The sequence below is a fragment of the Rothia sp. P4278 genome (assembly GCF_048512945.1).
Lineage (GTDB): Bacteria > Actinomycetota > Actinomycetes > Actinomycetales > Micrococcaceae > Rothia.
Genome location: NZ_JBLXXU010000001.1, coordinates 744,925 through 761,710 on the forward strand (window position 1 = coordinate 744,925; position 16,786 = coordinate 761,710).

Here is a 16,786-nt window from a genome sequence, read left to right on the forward strand (position 1 = left end):
AGGCAGTTTCTCTTACCAGTAAGGCCCCCGTTCTCTGTCAGATCGGGGGCCTTTGGCTTGGGGACTTGCCCTACATGTTGGGCACAATCTCGTAGCGAGGGTTATACATGGTGGGTGTATCTTCTCTGGTGCTAAGCATGCCGGAGACCCGCAGATAGCCACCCGCTTCGATACCCGGGACCTGGTGCTGGCCCAGCCAAATCAGGGTCAGCCTCACCCCCGGTTTCAGCGGCGGAAAATCAGGAAAAAGGACACGTGAAACAGCCTTAGTCACACTAAAACGACTAGTAAAGCCTGTTTCGGCATCCAGCACCGAAATCTCACCGGTTGGGGTATCCTCTGTGGTGCTGACATCGGCAGTGTCATCCAGGTCTTCACCGGTTTCTGCAATGGGCATACCCGTCATAGGGTGTGTTTTTGCCGGAGGAAGCGGCCTAGAACGTTCAACGCCTAGCGTCACCTCAAACCGGGGGCTCATCCCGGCATGGGATATGCGAACGAGTTCTACCCGGCCAGCAACGCGTGCTCTGAACCGCTCCGGGTAGTCTTCAAGACGGGTCACCGTGCCCTGGTGTTCAGTCTCGCCCACAGTGCTTAACCGATCTCGGTGATTTCAGGGCCGCGGCGGGGAACTTCCAATGAAGGCTTAGATGAGTCCCCTTCATGGGCAGCCGCCTGCTGTTGGGCTGCGGCTTCCTGAATATTCTGGGGAACGCGCATGGGGAGCAGGTCGCGGGGAGCCATGGGTTTGGAGCCACGGTTAACAACAATATTCCGGAGCACTTCTTCAAGCGCGCTAGCGTCCTGCCCAGGAAGTACAGCCTTGCCTGAGAAAACACCGCGAACAAACCAGCGGGGGCCATCGATGCCTACAAAGCGGGCAATTCTAAAGCCCTTGCGACCGTCGGGCAGTTCGGCAGGTACACGTGTGATGAGCTGACGCCCAAAAGCACCGTCGGAAAATTCTACCTGGCCGCCCTGTTGCCGAACACTCTCGGAGAGCTCATGACGGATATCCTCCCAAATACCGCGACTCTTGGGGGCAGCGAATGCCTGGACCTGGAGTGAGCCTTCGCCCATCTGCAGGGTCACAGCGATCACCTGCTGAGATTTTGTATCTGCTTCAAGTCGCAGGTTCAAACCGGGGTTGCTCTTGATGAACAGGCCACCTAAGTCAATGTACTGATGGCCAGTAGACTTTTCGGAGATATCCCAGGGGCCGTCCTCACGGCTAAAAACAACAGGGGTATCGTCACTCGTCGGGCCGGTAGCCTTGTCAGCTGACTCGTCGAGTGCAGCCTCCTGCTCGGGTGAAGGGTTCTCAGGCTCTTCTACCTTCTCGGCATCTGCCCTCGCGACCTCTTCCTGCTTTTTCTTGCCAAAACCAAACATTGACTCTCCTGGGTAAAAGTTTTACTGATAACTACTGTACGCCGGTTGAGCCAAAGCCCGAAGAACCGCGTTCAGTTTCATCAAGCTCATCAACCAGGCTGAAGATGGCTGTCTCAAAACGCTGGATGACCAGCTGGGCAATACGGTCACCACGCTTGACCGCAAAGCTCTTCTCACGGTCGGTGTTGAGCAGGCTTACCATCAGCTCACCCCGGTACCCTGAATCGACTGTGCCGGGCGCATTCACAATGGTGATTCCGTGCTTAGCAGCCAGCCCTGAGCGGGGGTGCACTAGCCCTACATATCCCTCGGGCAGGGCGATAGCCACACCGGTAGGGACCAGGGCGCGTTCCCCAGGGGCAAGGGTCAGGTCAATGCGCGAACGCAGGTCTGCTCCGGCATCTCCCGGCTGCGCATAGGTTGGAGACTCAAGCCCTTCATCGAGCATCTTGATTTCAACATGTATCTGATTCATCACCCCTATACTGTACCCGGCATAGAGCTAAAAGTGATTCTCCCCAGAGATCAAGGACTTAACTGACCAAGAAATTGGTTTCACCGGTTTCAGGTTGAAAAAGGCACATCAGCCCAAGTTCCTCTTCTATCTCGTAGACTTGTGAACGGCACTTATTCATCAGGATAGGTGACTCCCCACCGAATATTTAGCAAAGGAAACCATGTCTGCTAGCCCCGCTACCGTGCTTTATAAAGAACGTCTTGCTCCCGGGGTAGGTCTCTGGCTGGGATGCCTAGGAGCTGGCCTTGCTTCCTTCCTGGTGGGCGCTCCCATCAATATCGCCGCCGGTATTGTAGCGGGTATCATTGTTGCCCTGTCGGTAGGTGCCCTACTCTATGGGACCTCGCCAACTCTAGAAATTACAGAGTCGGCTGTTCGCTTTGGCCGTGCCCGTATTGAACGCGAATTTGTAGGACGCGCTGAGGCTTTCAGAGGTGAAGACGCGCGAGTTGCCACTGGGCCTGCGCTTGATGGCCGCGCCTACATGTGCTTCAGGGGCTGGATTACTTCCGTTATCCGGGTGGAAATTACCGATCCTGCTGACCCCACCCCCTACTGGATCGCTTCAAGCCGTCACCCCGAAAAAATTGCAGAAATCCTGAACCAGGGCCTAGCCGCTGACCAAGACGCCTCATAAGCTCTCAGCTGCGCGTGCCTGGGGTTATGCAAGGCACTAACCTTTCTAGGTCAACAGATACAGAAAGAGCCGGATGCAATCAGCGCATTCGGCTCTTTAGTTACTCGTTCTTAGGCTAAGGGTTAGCTCTCGCATTCGATGCAGAACTTGAAATCGCCCTCTTCGCGGGCAATCTGCGAACGGTGACGCACCAGGAAGCAGGAGCCGCAGGTGAACTCGTCCTCCTGCGCGGGCAGAACTACCACGTTCAGTTCCTCGTTAGAGAGGTCAGCGCCGGGGAGCTCAAAACTTTCGGCTGCTGCGTTCTCATCCTCATCAACAGCGCCTGACTGCATTTCTGAGGGGCGTGATCGCAATTCCTCAAAAGACTGGTCTTTGCTGTCTTCATCCTGCTTGCGAGGTGCATCGTAATCGGTTGCCATATTTTCTCCGTAAACTGTGCGAAGGGTAGATACCCCAGGGTCGGTGAGGTACCTGCACCTCGTTGGGTCACTCCGTTAGCGCCGGTCTAGGCAAATCCCATAGGCCCTCAGAGTTGATGAGGTGACGGGTAGAATTGTTCACCATTAGTTCTCAGATTGCAAGTAGAACGTTCATGTTCTGGCACAGCGAGTCACAAACTGGCTAGAAGCGCCAGGCGCATCATTCAGGGCATCTCAAGTTGTGCTTGAGATTAAGAGAATAATCCTGAGATATGGCTGTTTTTTCAATCTTCCGCCCCATGAAAGGCCACTTTCTGCCTCAAGCACAGCTTGAGACGGTAATCTTTCAAGTAAGTGTAAAGATTGAAGAAGCGCGTTACCCCTCTGGTAACGCCAGTTGCCCATAAAGGAGACCGTGTAGTGCCCGAACTGCGCCTAACTGGCATCCACGACGATGGAGAAAATCTGGTCCTCGAATCAGCAGATGGCACAACCTATCTGTTGCCTATTGATCAAAACCTACGCCAGAGCATTGCCCGCGCCCGCCGTATTAATCCCCTCCGAGGGGGCAGCAAGGGCACCTTCGGACCCCGAGAGATTCAGACCCGTTTCCGCCAGGGTGCAACGGTCGAAGAAATCGCCGCAGAATCAGGATGGGAACCTAACAGGGTTCGTCGTTACGAGTGGCCTATTGTGGCTGAACGTGCCAATATCATTCATACAGCCCGCTCTGTCATGATTTCGCCGGCTCCGGGCCAGGGCAAGAACGCTCAGAGCCTTAACCAGCACATTGAAGAAGTCTCGGCACGCTTTGGCTTTGAAGAAGCACCCATGGATTGGTCCACCTGGCAGCAGGAATCAGGTCAGTGGACTGTCTCCCTCGATATTTCACTCAGCGATGATATTTTGCCTGAGCTTCCGAGGGCCGTTATGTTCCCGGCACGCTGGAACTTTAACCCTGCTAACCAGAGTATCTATGCCTCCAACGAGGCCGCTTACTTCCTCATGGGCCGTGACCACTCGCACGACTCCCCCATTCCCGGACTCACCCCTTCTTCACCTCAGGCACCGGACGCTACTACAGCTCAGGAAGACGAGAAGAAGGCTCCCGGTTTGGGTGTTCAGGTAGCACCTCCTAAGGTCACCCCTGTTCGTGTGCCCCAGAACAAGGAGCAGAACGAGCTCCTTGACGAGCTATCGTCGCGCCGTGGTGTCCGTTCCTTTGACCCAGCCAGTGAGCGCAAGCTGGCAGACTTGTTGGAACGAGCCCGACGCGGTTCTCAGTCGGTAGGTGAGCTCCATGACCTGCCTGCCCCCGATACCCAGGAAGCCGCTGAAACTAAGGTACCTAAAGACCACACTGCAGTTTCTATAGCAGATGAGTCTGTGGCTGAGCCTCAAAACGGTGCCCCAGAAGAAAACGGGCAGGAGAATCTTGAAGCTTTGGAGCAGGATACAGCTGCTGAAGAACAATCGGCTGAGGCGGATCTGAGCGCTACCTCCGAGCACCAATCTAATGCTGATTCAGAAGATACCGACCATGCTTCTCAGGCAGTAAGCGATGACCCTCAGGCGCTCCCTGAGGGTTCGGAGCAATCAAGCGATGAAAGCGATGCAGATTCTGGCCCTAAGGCTAAGCCTGCACGCGGTAAGAGGACCAGCGTTCCAAGCTGGGATGACATTATCTTCGGTAACCAGCGCCGCTAGCCCAGGTCACCCTTATCTTGCACGGTCCTTGTGCCCTAAATACCAGGGCACAAGGACTTTTTTGTGCTGACTTATAGTTTCCCACCCCGGCATGGCTCGTGAAGGGTTACAAGCGCCACTGCCCCAAAAACCCGTAAGACAACGTAGACTTATATAGACACCCGTACCCAGAGTTCGCCCGACGCCACCCATACCCCAACTTAGGCGCTCGGTGGGGCATAAATATTTGATGAGGAAAATTTGCCTAACTCATATCCTAAAGATTCCAGCACTGCCGGTGAGCCCGATAGCATCACCGAACCTCTGCCCAAGGTTGAAAACCCTGGTGAGACTACCCCGAGTCTTGATTCTGAGCCGCCAGCTGCATCGGGTGACGCTACTGATGTCTTGACCCTAGCCAATGGCTACGAATACGTCACGGCCGACAGCGGCTCACAGCGTACAGAAATTGATATTGAAGACGACTCACTGGCCCTCGGCCTCATGAAGAACGGTGATGAGTTCGAGAAGCTAACCCGGCGCGAGCGCCGTGCTGACCGCTCTGCTGAGCGCGCAGCGGCCCTTGAGCAGGCTGAGAAGGAACAGCAGAAGCTTGCCTTTGCCGCCGAGCGGGACCGTTTAGCCCCGGTGGGTCCTCTGATTCAGGAGCCCGCTCAGCGAAAGCTTGGTTCCAAGGTTTTCTTTGTAGCTTCTGCGGTTCTCACCGCTGCCGCCGCGGTCCTTGCTTTTGCTTTGCTGTTGCCAGGCCAGGGTAGCAGCTCGCAGCCGGCTTCAGGCACCTCGATTGCCCCCAGCGGTGACAGCCCCACGACCTCGGCACCCGCAACTCCTACCAGTACTTACCCGGCACCGACCCCCAGTTTTAATACTCAGGAACCAACCGTCACTGAGCAGCAAGCTCAGGAAAACGCTGTCCCTCCCGGTACCGTCCAGTACGCAACCACCGAGCCTGTAGCCGAGGCTACAGTGCAGGAGACCGCGCCTGAACCCCCTGTTACGCTTGAGCCAGCTCCCACCGAGGCGGAAGAGGCTACCTTAGAGCCTACTGAGTCCCCCAGTGATCCAGCGGAGATTACTCCTCCGGCCGACGCTTCGCCTATCGATGAGCCCAAACGCCCCATCGAGACCACGGTGCCGGGCCCAGACGCTGGCAAGGTCATTGATGAGACACCGCTACCGCCTCCCTCCACCGCACCTATTGAAGCCCCCACTGCAGCGGCGTCTTTGGAAGAACCTACTGTGATTGCTAGTCCTTAGTGTGTAAAGCCAAAAGAATTAAGCCCCGTCCTCTCGCTAGGGGTGGACGGGGCTTTACTGCGCTCTGGTAGGAGCTTTAGCCGGTGGGGAGCATAAGCAGAGGCACCTGTGTTTCCTCTGCTGTAAGTGACCCGTGTTGCCCTACCATCTGCAGGGCGTGTGGCTTATAGTGCCGCATATCGTAGAGAGCAATGGGCTCCCGGGCTGCTACCACAATATCCCCAATACGTGCCCGCGCGGTGTCGCTGATAGTCTCCCCAAAGTAACCGGCTTGGAACATCTCTTCTGTCTCAACCACCCAGGCTTTTTCTCCCCAAGATTCCCCCCAACGCCCGAGTGTATCTTGGATTGCAGCTGGGCTCTTATCTTTGAGATAGAGCTGAACCATGCGAGGCTCCCCCGCCGTCAGTTCAATATTCTCAAGGAGCTGGTTGTCCCCCGAGTAATCGATGCGCGCTTCTGGTGCTATATCAACCATGCCGTGATCTGCTGTGAGTAAGAGCAGGACGTGGGGTGGCAGGCGGCGGGCTAAGGATTTGAGTGCTAGATTCAGCTCTTCAAGCTGTTCAAGCCATTGGGTAGAGTCTGTACCGTATTTGTGACCGGCCTGGTCAATTTCTCCCCAGTAGAGATAGACCAAGGACGGCTTGCGAGAGTTCAGCAGGCTTGCCGCTAGGGTGGTGCGGGCCGCGTAACCGGCGGCATGCACAAAGCGCCCACCGCGTAGCCCCGCCTCACTCAGGCCCGATCCGGCGTATTTGCTGAGTGATACCGTAGCAACGTCAAGGTGGTTCTGGTAGCGCTCAAAAACTGTGGGGTAGGGTTGCCAGTCGCGGGGTGAAACAGCTTTATCCCAGCCAGAAAGCTGGTTCATCACCCTTCCGGTTGAGGGGTTCTTGACCTCATAGCCTGCCATACCGTGGTAGCCAGGTGGGCATGCGGTGCCTAAGCTGGTCAGCGAAGCCACCGTTGTTGAGGGAACCGCTGAGTGAAGAGGCCCAAGTTGCCTAGCACTTTTAAGGAAGGGGGCGTAGGAAGCGTAGCGGTTCAGCAGGGATTGACCCAACCCATCAACCATAACCAGGCAGACGCTCCGGTAACGGTTTGGGTCTGCCCCTGCAGCTTTGAGGCGGTCAGCAAGGCCCAATAAGTCATGACGTCCCGGACCGTAGAGGGGGTGGTCATCAGGTTGGAAGGAGCCCTGGCCTGTGAGGCTGCCGCATGATTCGAAGAGGTCGCCCACGTTGTGGCTTTTGTAGCCCGGTGTGGGGGGTAACTCATAGCCGCAAAAATCTTTCACCTTAGCGCCTCCTTCCCAGGTTCAGGTGGGCTGAACGCAGGGTACGCGCGAAGCGCCGAGCCTTTTCGGTGGCTTCTGCCCCATCTGCTGAAGTGCTGATGCGGATGAGCATATCTTCTCGAGGCACTAAACCTGTGTAGCCGTGGTTAGCGTCGCAGCTCGGCTCGGCGCATTCGGCGGGTTGGATATCCAGCCTGTGCGACCCCGTCCATGCAATTAAGAGTGATACCTCCGAGACAGGGTGCCCAGGTGCATAGTCTTGGGGCTGGGGGTAGCTGTAGCTGACCGTCAAGGTGGTCAGTTTGCTGATGTGAAGGGTCTCAACCGAAACGTGGGCGAGTACCTGTTGCCCCTCATCATCGAGGTTTTGATCATCAAGATGCGCAACAAGTAGGTGCTCCCCCGCAACCACTAAGACCGTAATATGCCGGTGGACTTCGTTCTGATCGAAGTGGGTTTCCACCTGCACCAGGTGGGCGGTAGGTTCTAGTCCGTCAAGTGCTTCAGAAACAGTATCGAGTACAAGCTCGGGGTAAAACCCTGCCTTCTGAATATCTTGGGTGAGCGCGGTTGCACCCCTCATATCATTCACGGTGGTCCTTATTCCAGTGAGCCTAGTTCCTGCTCCCCCTATTCTAGGGTATGCCAGCTATACAGTCGTCGGAGGGCTGACCGTTTTTAGCTACTCATGGCACGCCGTACTGAGTCGGTACGCTGGGCAGACTGGGCAAGCTGTATGCTGGCACCCACTACCGTCATCGTATCGGGTGACAGCAGAATTGGGTTGAGTTCCAGGTGCGCAATTTCTGGGTGGTTGTCTTTGAGTAGCGCTACCCGTGCGCATAGGTCCTCTAGCAAGTCGGTTCTCGCGGTGTGCCTGTTCTCGGGGTCAAATAGCTTACTGGCGGCTTTGGGCGATCGAACCATCTTGTAGACGTCCCGCTCGGTCAAAGGTGGGATACGGTGGGCCCAGTCATCGAGAAGGGCGGTGGCATCACCAGCCATACCAAAAGAAACAACCGGGCCAATCAGCGGGTCTTCCACAGCTTTGAGGACGGCAGTTTGGCCTGCGGGTACCTGCTTTTGGAGGGCTAGGTCAAAATGTCCGTAGGGTTCAAGTGTTCTGTGCATCTGGGCGATTTCGCTTACCAGGTCTTCGTCGCTTTCTATGCCGAGTCTTACCCCTCCCAGGTCAATCCGGTGGCGCAGGAAGCTATCGGTTGTTTTGAGGACTACGGGGTAGCCGCCGGCTTGGGCCGCAGCAGCAATTGCTTGCTCTGGGGTATCAAAGCGGTATTCCGGAAGAACGCTAATCCCGTAGTGCCCGAGTAAACGGGTAGCCGCAAGGTCATCAAGTGTTACCGGTCCGGAGCTGCCTGCCCCAGCTTCAGCTTGTAGGTGGGTGGCAATATCTGCGGCAGCGGCTTTGGGGCTGATACCTTCGGGCACCGCCAGAGCACCGGTTTCTTTATCTCGCCATTCCACATAATCCATAACCGCACCGAGCGCCAGAATTGATTCACCCGGTGATTCAAAGCAGGCAAGCCCTTCCTGCAGGCAGGCGGTACCCTCCCCTTCGGACTCTTGCTCTTGGCTGTGGGCTGTTTCACTCCAAATGCCGCGTAGCGTCGATTGATCGCTCAGTGCTCCAGGGAAAGAAGCCAGGATAGGTTTACCGCTCTGCTGACCTGCCCGATGAAGTACTCTCGCCACGTCCTGCGGGTCAATTGATTCACCCGTAATAAACACGCCGATGACAGCATCAACCTCAGCAGATTCAAGGGCGCTGGTTGCCACGGCCTCCAAAATCTCAAGGCCATCCTCTGCCTCATCGGTTAGCCTGAGCATAGTTTCGGTGAGAGTAACCTCGATACGCAGCTCTTCGGCCCGGTCAGCGACAATCTGCCCCAGGGCTGAGGCATTCGAAAGAATAGCTAGCCGCCTGCCAGCAGGTAAAGGCTGAGAGACCAGAATCTGGGTGACGTCGAGCGCCCGCTCAATGGTTTCAGCGCGGATAACACCGGCCTGCTTGAACATAGAGTCCAAGGCGGAGGGTGGTGTTATGGCGGTGCGTCCGGAGTGACCGGGCGGCAGTTGCTGGCCGGTTACCGCATTTTTGGCGAGCACAACCGGCTTGGCCCGTGAGAGCCTTCGGGCAATACGCGAGAACTTTCGGGGGTTGCCAATGGATTCAAGGTAGAGCGCACATACGCCGGTGGCGTCGTCATCTTCCCAGTACTGCATAATGTCATTGCCAGAAACATCTGCCCGGTTGCCTGCAGAAATCAGTGACGAGACACCGATGTTACGCCGCACTGCGGAGTTAGAAAGAACGGCACCGATAGCTGAGGACTGGCTAAAGAGCCCCAGGCTCCCCGGGCCTGGATCTTGTGAACTGATAGTGGCATCTAGCTGAACAGCGGGGTTGTTGTTGAGCAGGCCAAATGAAGCAGGGCCAATAACCCGCATCCCGTGGCTCCTAGCCAGTTTGACCAGGGCTTTTTGGCGGGCACGGCCACGCACGCCATCATCTGCATAGCCGGTAGTGTAGATGAGTACGCCCCTGGCTCCTGCCTGGCCACAGGCCTCAACTACGGTCGGCACATCTTTGATGGGCACAGCAATAATGGCTAGGTCCACGTGCTCAGGTACCTGGGTGATGCTCTCCAGAACAGGGATATCTCCGGCGGGGTGTGCGGCTTCGTTGACCCCGTAAATTTTGCCCTTGAAGCCCCCTTTGACCAGCGTCTTAAGAACTTTGTGCCCGGTTCTTTCCCAGTTATCGGCAGAACCCACAACAGCAAGAACTTGGGGTGCTAAAAGCTCAGCAATGGATTTGGCTTCTGCACGGTGTTCACGGGCTTCCATGACACCTCGTGAACGGTCTGTGGGGTCAATATTGAAGTGAACCATGACCAGGCCATCTTCAAACTCGCGAGTAATCTCGTAACCAGCATCCGTAAAGACGTTAAGCATCTTACGGTTTTGCGGCAAGACCTCCGCGCTGAACCTATCAATCCCGCGTTCGTGGGCCGCAGCGGCCAGGTGTTCCAAGAGGATTGACCCGATCCCCCGGCCTTGGTGAGCATCGGAAATCATAAAGGCAACTTCAGCCTCAGCTGGGTCGTTGGTGCGGTCGTACCGCCCGATACCTATCATCTCCTCGCCCAGCATCATCACAAAAGCGACCCGGTTATTGTGATCTACCGTGGTGAAGCGGGTAAGTTCTTTGTCGCTGAGTTTGGGCTTATGGGTAAAGAAGCGAAGGTAGATGGTACGCTCAGACTGCCCTGCGTACATCTTCTCAAGGGCATCACGGTCTGTGGGTAGCACGGGCCGGAGGTTAGCTGTGGCACCGTCCCGCAACACCACATCCGCTTCCCAGTGTGCCGGGTAGATGAAGGGGATCTCATCGGTGGTAGGGTGCTCAGGGTCAAGAGGGGTAAAGCCACTGCTGGTAGTCATGGGGCGCTCCTGGTGGGTACATGTCAGCTTCTAGCCCCGCTGTCATAGGGCCAGCTTATCTCCTATACTAACCCGAATGAGTTCTATCACACAGGCTCAAATCTTTTCCCTAGCGCCCCTGGGGCAATGGACCGCGCAGGCCCTTGTCAAGATGGCTTAACCTCTAATAGGTGTTAGCTTCTATACAACGCTGGATAGCTGCTTCGTCGCCTCGGTAGATGTATTCACAGTTAGCGGCCTCAGCTGAGCTCAGGAACCAGGAATTAAGCAGGAACATGCCCACGGTAAGTGGCAGGCAAAGAGCACCCAGGGCGATACCGCCCCATGCGAACCCGGAGGTCTGGCCCGCTAACTGCGTCTGGGGTGAGCGGGATTTAGACCGCAGGGCCTGGATCCCCAGGACGATAGCGCCCACAGCCGGAATCAGGGCAGCAAGAGCCAGGATCCCGGCCAGGAAAACAACCAGATAGCTGGTAACGGCAGCAGAAAAAGACATCACCGCAAGGTAGTAGCCTTTGCCTCTCTTGTCCCGGACGAGAGCACCGTAGGGCTTGCGGAATTGGGGTGGGACCAAAAACTCTTGGGGTTCGCCGGGGGTCACAAGATCGAAAGCGGGCACAAGCGGTACCTGTGGAGGAAGGTTCCCTACTGCTCCCGGGCGTGGGGGCAAGTTCGGTGCAGGGTTCTGAGTAGTCACAGCTTGCTTCTCGCTTTCGCGGGTTGGTTATACCGGCATACTTAGCTTATCAGCTCTGCAGTTTATGACAGCGGTCTTTTGTAGCGGCCAGCTAGGCTGAGACCCTGGCTATCATGACAGTTTAGAAATGAAGGTAAAAATCTAGCACCGGGGCGCTAGCACAGGGCAGAAAAGCCCTCAAGCTAGGCAAATGCTTGTCAGCATAAAACCTAGCTCAAGGGCTTCAGCTGTACCCAAACTTTTTGCTTGTAGTACAAATGGTGGAGATGCGGGGAATCGAACCCCGGTCCGATGTGGCGTCAACGGGTCTTCTCCGTGCGCAGTTTGTGAAATCGGTGTTTTCGGCTACCTTGCTTGCGCAAACACTTACAAGGCCTAACCTATTCGTATAAAAGTCCCGGCAACCCCTACGAAGAGAGTTACCAGCAGTGGCCTTTTAAACTGATGGTAGGGACTGAGCTAAAGGCAGGCTCAGGCTACCAGACTGCATCGCTGGGTTAATTAGGCAGCGAGTGCGAAGTCAGTGCGCTTAGATTCTGCACTTATTTTTTTGCAGAGGGCGTTTACGAGATAACCCTGCATCCTCGGCACGCTTCATCCATCTCAACTCACATCGTCGAAACCGATCATCCCCATATTCTTTTATCAAAGAACCCTAAGTTTGATGTTCCCGCTCCTCGCTCGGGCCGCAACCCATACGAGCGATGACAGGCCACCGATCTCAGGGTCCTCATACTATCACTGGTATTACCTCGCTGTAAAGGTTCGATAAATGCTAGGAGTTCTGATATTCACCGCTAGAATAGTCGAATTCAAGACCCAGCTGTTCATTGAGGCATTGCTCTAGCTGGGTCTCATTATCTGTGTACTGCGAGCAATTCTCCATAGCTGGTCCGATGGCAGCGAACATCCACCCAAAAAGAATAAGCATGAGAATAGAGATGAGAAGACCTAGGGCTCCGGTAACAATACCGGTAATTGCAAACCCTTTTCCTCCACCCCCGGTCTTGGTTTTGACCAAGGCCACAATACCCAAGACAATAGCCACCAAAGCAAAAATGCCACCGATTACTGCCCACCCTGAGATAAAGCCGATGATACCCAGCACCATAGAGGCGATAGCTAGCCCTTTTGGCTTATTGGTCTCAGCAGCAGCGTACGTAGGATAGCCACCGGCAGGGTACTGTGAATAGCCATATCCCGGAGCAGAATAATTGGGCTGCTGCTGGTTGGCTGCCGAGGTATTACCGTACTGGGGCTGGGATGATCCGTAGCCGGTATCCCCCTGTGCATTGGCCTGAGCTTGGCCATAACTATCTGAGGAGGTTTGCCCCCCACTGGCTTGCTGACCATAGTCAGTTGCAGGCTGGCTGGTAGCTTGCTGATTGAGTTCAGCGTCAGCTCCGTTGGTGCCTTGGCTGTTGCCGTACTGGCCGTAGGGGTTGTAATTGTTGTTGTTTCCGGTTGTCATGGTGTTCTCTCCAATATGTTTTCTTTAGCCGAGGTTTTTATAGCGCATAGCCCGCTGGGCTTCCAGGTTATCCTGGCGTTCCTTGAGAGCCTGGCGCTTGTCGTAGTCTCGCTTACCGGTGGCTAGAGCTATTTCTACTTTAGCCCGCCCCTTGCTGAAATAGAGTTTGAGGGGTACCACGGTATAGCCGCTCTCGCGCAATTTTTGGGCAATCTTGTTAATCTCGCTGCGGTGAAGCAGGAGCTTGCGGCGGCGGCGGGCTGCGTGATTGGTCCAAGAGCCCCGCCCGTACTCGGCAATATGGATGCCTTCAAGCCACAGCTCATCACCGTACATCTGGCAAAAGCCGTCGGTGATTGATGCGCCGCCATCGCGTAGAGATTTAACCTCGGTGCCCATGAGCACTAGGCCAGCTTCCCAAGTTTCTACGATGTTGTAGTTATGGCGGGCCCGGCGGTTGGAGGCAACGGTATGGTTATTGGGGTCTTCTTTGGTTACTTTTTTCTTTTTTGCCACGTCTTACTCTTCGTTCTTTCGTGTCTGTCGTTGCCCGGCGCGCCAGCGCACTCCGGCATCGATAAAACCGTCTAAGGCACCATCAAAAACAGCGCTGGGGTTGCCTTCTTCGTAGCTGGTGCGGAGGTCTTTGACCATCTGGTAGGGGTTGAGCACATAGGAGCGCATCTGGTCGCCCCAGCTTGCTTTCACATCCCCTGCCATTTCTTTTTTCTGGGCGTCTTCTTGCTCTTTGCGGAGCAGGAGCAAGCGGGACTGCAGCACCCGTAGAGCCGCGGCTCTGTTTTGGAGCTGTGATTTTTCATTCTGCATAGAGACCACGATTCCGGTGGGAATGTGTGTCAGGCGCACAGCCGAGTCTGTGGTGTTCACCGATTGGCCGCCTGGGCCCGATGACCGGAACACATCAACCTTGATTTCAGAGTCAGGGATGTCGATGTGGTCGGTCTGGGCAATCAGCGGGATAACCTCAACAGCGGCAAAGGAGGTCATACGCTTGCCCTGGCTATTAAAGGGCGAGATACGAACCAGTCGGTGGGTTCCTGCCTCAACCGATAGCCGCCCAAAAGCGTAGGGAGCTTTGACCTCAAAGGTCGCTGATTTCAGGCCGGCTTCTTCAGCGTAGGAGGTATCCATGATTGCTGTTTCAAAGCCGTTCTTCTCCGCCCAGCGCAGGTACATGCGCATGAGCATTTCAGCGAAGTCTGCGGCATCAACTCCGCCAGCTCCTGCGCGGATTGTAATAACGGCTTCGCGCTGGTCGTACTCCCCCGATAGCAGGGTGATAACTTCGAGCTCTTTGAGCTTCTTTTCAATGGCGCGCAGCTCTGTTTCGGCTTCGGCCAGGACTTCGGCGTCTTCTTCGTCTTGGCCTAGGCAGACCATGATTTCTAGGTCGTCAATGGCTTGTTTGAGGTTGATGAGTTTATCGAGTTCGGCCTGTTTGTGGGATAGGGCTGAGGTGATTTTTTGGGCGCTTTCTGGGTTGTCCCAGAGTTCGGGTGCGCCGGCGGCTTGGGAGAGTTCTGCGATGCTTGCACGCAAGTGCTCAACATCGCTGACCTCTTCGATGGAGGCGTATGTTGAGCGCAAGGTTTTGATCTGGGCAGAGAAGTCTAAAGTAGCCATGGCTATTAACAATATCGGAAACCCTGAACGGGCGCTTGGTTTGGGGCTAGTTTGTAGCAAAAGGCTAGCTTTCTCAGAGCCTAAAACCTATCAGCTGCTACCTCTTATCAGCTACTCTGAACCTTCCGGCTCCTTTTCCATTGCCTTACCCAGTCTGGGTGTTCAACTAGGCTTTTGGTTCTTTGCCCTTGCTTTGGCTCAGTAGTACGAGGCTTATACCAAAAGTCACAACCCCAGCTGACTGTCATACCGCCACCGAACTTGATCACTGTTCCTAGAATTTATCTGCTGTTAGGTAGGGTGAGCCAAAGCTTATTCAACGCCCATTTGAACTTGTGTTTTTGCCAGAAAATCTCCCAGATGCCGTTTATCTTTTCTGAACAGGGCCATAAAAATCTGCTGGCGGGGTCAGATGGTATTTATCTCCCGGTCTATTACTTATTGGTGCTTATTCATCAGGGGTAGGTCAGACCGTCACACAGCCAAGTTGCTGGCTTAGGACTGGTGTGCCTTGTGAGCACCAGCGAACCAGAGGAGAGGGTCAAGAAAGAGCATAAGCCCGGTATACCTTATGAGTAGTCCTCATAGATTATTGCCCTTGGGTAGCTCGTGCCCGCGCTTTACCAGTTACCGTTATATTCACTCCGTCGGGTACAACAATGGAGAGCAAGGGTGGGTGGGCACTTGCGGAGAGAACCACCACAGCTGTGTTGTTACCCGATACACCGGTACCGGGGGTCAGCGCAAGATTAGAAAAATCACCGGCCGCTCCGCTCTCGGTGAGGAAGGTCTGAGTAGTGCTGGTGACAGTAGCGCTGTTAAGGTGGATAAGCGCCTCGGATTCCGAGGCCGCAGAGATCCCTTCAACCCTCTGAGCCGCCGACGTTGCAGCCTGATCTGCCAAAGACTGAAGTCTATGCCGCTCCAAATAGACAGAACTTACCCCCACCACAGTTGAGGCCACCAGGAGCAGAACCAAGCATAAACCCACGATAAAGATGAGAACACTCCCCCGCTCAGATTCCGATCTGGTGCTTCTGACAAATGGAAAATACTGAGCTAGTGCCCTATGCCCCTCTTCTGAGCCCCCGGTCTTACCTGAGCAGAAAGCTGCCCTGGTCAAGACTTTGACAGTGCGCAGAGCGATCATGAGTAGTTTCCTCCCCAGCTAATGGCCCGAGAGGTCATATTAGCCATAGTCGGTGCCCCTGCCCAAGGAATCAAGGGCAGATCAACTTGAACCGTAACATCAACCGTGACTCGTTCGCCCTGCGCACAGGTGTTTTCGCAGCCCAGCCTAGTAGTGATGTGGTTACCGTCCAGCCCAAAGTCACTTGCTGCCATGACGGCAACTGAGCTAGCGGTGCCCTGACTTCTTTGGTCAGGAGGCAGTTGCTGAATGACCTGAAGTGCTTGGGCGCTGGCATTAGAGGCCGCAAAAGCTGCTGACTGCATGGCAAAAACGGACAGTAGAAAATACACAGTAGGAACCATGAGCAGGGCACCGAGCATGATGAACTCGATCAGTGCATTGCCGGCTTCATGGGAGCGCTCAGGTCCAGAAGCACAACAGCCCTCTCTTAGCAGGCCTAACCTTCGCTCCACACGGCGCCTACATTCAGTCACCCTGAAGAACAGCATGTCCGGTCACCTCCCATGTCCCGCCCAAACCGAAAGGTCCAATCACAGGAATTGGCGCAGCAACTCTGATTTCTACAGCATCTGCCCCCTGCCACTGGGTCACAGAACTAGTCACGCTTGTGGAATAGCTCTCAGGTAAAACGCTATAGAGAAGCTCGCGAGTTCTTTCTTCACCATCACCTGGGGTGCGGTCAAGCATGGCACCATACCGTGCGCCCTGAGAGGCGGCGTCCTGCACCACGTTTTTGGTAAACATTGCAAAAGCTATTTGCAGAACACCCAAAAAGAGCATGAGCACCATAGCTGAAACCATCACGAATTCAGCAGGGGCGTTCCCTCTTTCCTTCTCTCGAGCTAGCGATGACATGGTAGGCGCGGCCTTAGCGATTCATCATGGCCATAGCATTATTAAACATGCTGATCAAGGCATCCTGAGCGACGACCAGGATAGCTGCAACTAAAATTGCGGTCATCATGGTAACCATGACCCAGCCCGGAACGTCGCCGCGTTCAGTGCCATCCTTGGTGTCAAGGGGCGCAAATACTGCAAGCAGAGCCTTGATGTAGGTGTCGGTGAGTAGCTTCTTCATAGTGTTTCTCCTCTATGGGTCTGCCCTAATAGGCAACTGGTGGATA

Annotated in this window: 18 protein-coding genes and 1 other RNA gene; 3 read left to right on the forward strand and 16 right to left on the reverse strand. The window is 55.2% G+C overall.

All coding sequences use genetic code 11. From position 1 onward, the window contains the following. Positions 1 to 70 precede the first annotated feature (70 nt). From ACN085_RS03365 to dut, 3 genes are read right to left on the reverse strand one after another with little or no spacing between them, the layout of a single operon-like run. On the reverse strand, positions 71 to 589 hold the full coding sequence (locus ACN085_RS03365; RefSeq protein WP_419100507.1) for an asparaginase: 519 nt from the start codon (positions 587 to 589) through the stop codon (positions 71 to 73). Positions 590 to 594: 5 nt separating this feature from the next. Continuing rightward, positions 595 to 1,392 carry a DUF3710 domain-containing protein gene (locus tag ACN085_RS03370; protein WP_419100508.1) on the reverse strand — a complete coding sequence of 266 codons (798 nt, stop codon included), beginning with the start codon at positions 1,390 to 1,392 and terminating at the stop codon, positions 595 to 597. 31 nt (positions 1,393 to 1,423) lie between these two features. After that, positions 1,424 to 1,867, reverse strand: a complete 444-nt coding sequence (dut, locus tag ACN085_RS03375) for a dUTP diphosphatase (RefSeq protein WP_419110601.1) — start codon at positions 1,865 to 1,867, stop codon at positions 1,424 to 1,426. A gap of 202 nt (positions 1,868 to 2,069) precedes the next feature. On the opposite strand from dut, the gene ACN085_RS03380 reads away from it, so the two are divergent. Then, complete coding sequence (locus tag ACN085_RS03380; RefSeq protein WP_419104298.1) at positions 2,070 to 2,546, forward strand: DUF3093 domain-containing protein; 477 nt, start codon at positions 2,070 to 2,072, stop codon at positions 2,544 to 2,546. A gap of 122 nt (positions 2,547 to 2,668) precedes the next feature. Here the strand turns inward: ACN085_RS03380 and ACN085_RS03385 are convergent, their stop codons facing one another. Continuing rightward, a complete protein-coding gene (locus ACN085_RS03385) occupies positions 2,669 to 2,968 on the reverse strand; it encodes a DUF4193 domain-containing protein (protein ID WP_419100511.1) in 300 nt (99 codons plus the stop codon). Between the two features lie 420 nt (positions 2,969 to 3,388). Between ACN085_RS03385 and sepH the strand changes: the two genes are divergently transcribed. Together sepH and ACN085_RS03395 are read left to right on the forward strand one after the other, a co-directional pair. Further along, positions 3,389 to 4,675: a septation protein SepH gene (gene sepH, locus ACN085_RS03390; protein WP_419104297.1), complete on the forward strand. Its 1,287-nt coding sequence runs from the start codon at positions 3,389 to 3,391 to the stop codon at positions 4,673 to 4,675. Between the two features lie 240 nt (positions 4,676 to 4,915). After that, entirely contained in the window at positions 4,916 to 5,932 is a 1,017-nt protein-coding gene (locus ACN085_RS03395) for a hypothetical protein (RefSeq protein ID WP_419104296.1), read from the forward strand. A gap of 76 nt (positions 5,933 to 6,008) precedes the next feature. On the opposite strand, the gene ACN085_RS03400 is transcribed toward ACN085_RS03395, so the two are convergent. From ACN085_RS03400 to ACN085_RS03455, 12 genes are all read right to left on the reverse strand, one after another. Then, positions 6,009 to 7,232, reverse strand: a complete 1,224-nt coding sequence (locus ACN085_RS03400) for an alkaline phosphatase family protein (RefSeq protein WP_419110602.1) — start codon at positions 7,230 to 7,232, stop codon at positions 6,009 to 6,011. 1 nt (position 7,233) lies between these two features. Beyond that, the gene (locus ACN085_RS03405; protein ID WP_419110701.1) at positions 7,234 to 7,815 is read right to left on the reverse strand and encodes a DUF5998 family protein; all 582 of its coding nucleotides are present in this window, start codon (positions 7,813 to 7,815) and stop codon (positions 7,234 to 7,236) included. Between the two features lie 95 nt (positions 7,816 to 7,910). Further along, on the reverse strand, positions 7,911 to 10,697 hold the full coding sequence (locus ACN085_RS03410; protein ID WP_419110603.1) for a GNAT family N-acetyltransferase: 2,787 nt from the start codon (positions 10,695 to 10,697) through the stop codon (positions 7,911 to 7,913). Between the two features lie 163 nt (positions 10,698 to 10,860). Next, entirely contained in the window at positions 10,861 to 11,316 is a 456-nt protein-coding gene (locus tag ACN085_RS03415; RefSeq protein WP_419110604.1) for a hypothetical protein, read from the reverse strand. Positions 11,317 to 11,652: 336 nt separating this feature from the next. Continuing rightward, positions 11,653 to 12,028: a transfer-messenger RNA gene (gene ssrA / locus ACN085_RS03420) on the reverse strand. A gap of 141 nt (positions 12,029 to 12,169) precedes the next feature. After that, complete coding sequence (locus ACN085_RS03425; protein ID WP_419104292.1) at positions 12,170 to 12,865, reverse strand: DUF4190 domain-containing protein; 696 nt, start codon at positions 12,863 to 12,865, stop codon at positions 12,170 to 12,172. A 24-nt stretch (positions 12,866 to 12,889) separates the two neighbouring features. Further along, positions 12,890 to 13,381, reverse strand: a complete 492-nt coding sequence (smpB, locus tag ACN085_RS03430; protein ID WP_419100518.1) for an SsrA-binding protein SmpB — start codon at positions 13,379 to 13,381, stop codon at positions 12,890 to 12,892. A gap of 3 nt (positions 13,382 to 13,384) precedes the next feature. Then, a complete protein-coding gene (gene prfB, locus ACN085_RS03435; protein WP_419110605.1) occupies positions 13,385 to 14,509 on the reverse strand; it encodes a peptide chain release factor 2 in 1,125 nt (374 codons plus the stop codon). Positions 14,510 to 15,098: 589 nt separating this feature from the next. Further along, positions 15,099 to 15,659, reverse strand: coding sequence for a pilus assembly protein TadG-related protein (locus tag ACN085_RS03440; protein ID WP_419110606.1), 561 nt, complete (start codon positions 15,657 to 15,659; stop codon positions 15,099 to 15,101). Beyond that, a complete protein-coding gene (locus ACN085_RS03445) occupies positions 15,656 to 16,150 on the reverse strand; it encodes a hypothetical protein (protein WP_419110607.1) in 495 nt (164 codons plus the stop codon). Before ACN085_RS03445 ends, ACN085_RS03440 begins: the two co-directional genes overlap by 4 nt. Next, positions 16,128 to 16,517 (reverse strand): TadE/TadG family type IV pilus assembly protein, encoded by a 390-nt coding sequence (locus ACN085_RS03450; RefSeq protein WP_419110608.1) that lies wholly within the window; start codon positions 16,515 to 16,517, stop codon positions 16,128 to 16,130. Before ACN085_RS03450 ends, ACN085_RS03445 begins: the two co-directional genes overlap by 23 nt. A 13-nt stretch (positions 16,518 to 16,530) precedes the next feature. After that, positions 16,531 to 16,740: a hypothetical protein gene (locus ACN085_RS03455; RefSeq protein ID WP_419110609.1), complete on the reverse strand. Its 210-nt coding sequence runs from the start codon at positions 16,738 to 16,740 to the stop codon at positions 16,531 to 16,533. Positions 16,741 to 16,786: the final 46 nt, after the last annotated feature.

Excerpts from the sequence above, each read along its gene's own strand:
- ACN085_RS03410 (WP_419110603.1), bottom strand. The coding sequence starts at position 10,697 with ATGACTACCAGCAGTGGCTTTACCCCTCTTGACCCTGAGCACCCTACC.
- ACN085_RS03455 (WP_419110609.1), bottom strand. The coding sequence starts at position 16,740 with ATGAAGAAGCTACTCACCGACACCTACATCAAGGCTCTGCTTGCAGTA.
- ACN085_RS03380 (WP_419104298.1), top strand. The coding sequence starts at position 2,070 with ATGTCTGCTAGCCCCGCTACCGTGCTTTATAAAGAACGTCTTGCTCCC.
- ACN085_RS03405 (WP_419110701.1), bottom strand. The coding sequence starts at position 7,815 with ATGAGGGGTGCAACCGCGCTCACCCAAGATATTCAGAAGGCAGGGTTT.
- ACN085_RS03450 (WP_419110608.1), bottom strand. The coding sequence starts at position 16,517 with ATGTCATCGCTAGCTCGAGAGAAGGAAAGAGGGAACGCCCCTGCTGAA.
- ACN085_RS03385 (WP_419100511.1), bottom strand. The coding sequence starts at position 2,968 with ATGGCAACCGATTACGATGCACCTCGCAAGCAGGATGAAGACAGCAAA.
- dut (WP_419110601.1), bottom strand. The coding sequence starts at position 1,867 with ATGAATCAGATACATGTTGAAATCAAGATGCTCGATGAAGGGCTTGAG.
- ACN085_RS03440 (WP_419110606.1), bottom strand. The coding sequence starts at position 15,659 with ATGATCGCTCTGCGCACTGTCAAAGTCTTGACCAGGGCAGCTTTCTGC.
- ACN085_RS03370 (WP_419100508.1), bottom strand. The coding sequence starts at position 1,392 with ATGTTTGGTTTTGGCAAGAAAAAGCAGGAAGAGGTCGCGAGGGCAGAT.
- ACN085_RS03425 (WP_419104292.1), bottom strand. The coding sequence starts at position 12,865 with ATGACAACCGGAAACAACAACAATTACAACCCCTACGGCCAGTACGGC.
- prfB (WP_419110605.1), bottom strand. The coding sequence starts at position 14,509 with ATGGCTACTTTAGACTTCTCTGCCCAGATCAAAACCTTGCGCTCAACA.
- ACN085_RS03445 (WP_419110607.1), bottom strand. The coding sequence starts at position 16,150 with ATGCTGTTCTTCAGGGTGACTGAATGTAGGCGCCGTGTGGAGCGAAGG.